This is a genomic window from Limnospira sp. PMC 1279.21, from assembly GCF_032349615.1.
GTDB lineage: Bacteria > Cyanobacteriota > Cyanobacteriia > Cyanobacteriales > Microcoleaceae > Limnospira > Limnospira fusiformis.
The window spans coordinates 1-1,167 of sequence record NZ_JARPLU010000410.1 but is presented as its reverse complement, the minus strand read 5'-3'; the positions used below and the strand labels follow the sequence as shown (position 1 = coordinate 1,167).

Below are 1,167 nucleotides of genomic sequence, written 5' to 3'. Positions count from 1 at the left end.
TTTCCTCTCCGCGATAAATCACGGAGCTTCCAACCCTCCCAGGAGTTTTACGTGACGCACGCGGAAGACAAGCAGTGGGAGCCAAAGCAAGTTCAATGGCACGGGATTCAAGTTCGTGCAAGGCTTTCAGACTGGTGATATGGTCAAGACAGTGGCGGGTGCAGGTAAAAAGATCCGAACCTATTTGGGTTCTGTGGGGATTCGCTCCAGTGGTAGCTTCAATGTGACCACTGCGAGGGGCTGGTGCAAGGCATCAGCCACAAATACTGTACAGCTATACAAAAAGGATGGCTACGCTTATGGCTATTGAATGGGCAATTTCGGGGGTATTTAACCTCGCTAAATTGCCACTCCTGTCCCGACCCACCCACGAGGGGATGGGGTTTCTCGGAGGAAGATTATGAAAGGTACTCTGATTAACAGCTATGCTCCTGACTTTGAATTACCTGGGGTGGATGACGAAGTTCACCACCTAGCCCGCTATCTGCAAAGGTTTCAGGTTGTCATAGTTATCTTTATGTCCAATTCCTGCCCCTACGTTCAATCTTATTTGGGGAGAATGAAGGCACTGCAAACCTATTTGCAAACGGTGGGAGCGACTATAGTGGGGATTAATGCTAATGACCCATTACAATCGCCGTCTGACAGCTTTGAGCAGATGAAAATCTTTGCCCAAGAACATGATCTGAATTTTCCATATATTCGGGATGTGACCCAGGACGTGGCTCACTGTTTTGGCACGGAAACTACCCCGGAAGCCTTTGTGCTGGATAACCAGGGAATTTTGCGCTACCGAGGGGGCATCGATGATAATCCAGAATCCCCAGAAGCGTTAACTATCAACTATCTCAAAAATGCAGTATCTCAATTATTGGCTAGAGAAGCGATCGCCCCGGAAACTACCCCCCCTATTGGTAGTCCGATTCAATGGCGAAGATGATGGTTCCCTGCTGCTCTATAAAACTTAAACAAAACCGGACATAGCCGGATCTTGATGTTTATTTCTGGCTTCGTCCGGGACTGTCGGCAGCACCCCGTCCACAAGTGTAATCGTCGGAACCAGGCGATTTTTCTAAATTTCTACTGGCGTTCAAATCTCTATCAATCTTCAGGCCACAGTTTGGACATTCAAAAGTCCGACGGACTAGGGGCATTTTTTGACGATAA

The 1,167-nt window shown here is 48.0% G+C and carries 2 protein-coding genes and 1 pseudogene; 2 read left to right on the top strand and 1 reads right to left on the bottom strand.

From position 1 onward, the window contains the following. Nucleotides 1–118: 118 nt before the first annotated feature. A pseudogene (locus P5683_RS25030) lies at nt 119–310 on the top strand (HNH endonuclease); the annotation flags it as partial. Nucleotides 311–400: 90 nt separating this feature from the next. Further along, nucleotides 401–940, top strand: a complete 540-nt coding sequence (locus P5683_RS25025) for a thioredoxin family protein (RefSeq protein ID WP_006625212.1) — start codon at nt 401–403, stop codon at nt 938–940. A gap of 58 nt (nt 941–998) precedes the next feature. Here the strand turns inward: P5683_RS25025 and P5683_RS25020 are convergent. After that, nucleotides 999–1,167 (bottom strand): zinc ribbon domain-containing protein (locus P5683_RS25020; protein ID WP_315642102.1); only part of this gene is annotated, 169 nt, incomplete at its 5' end.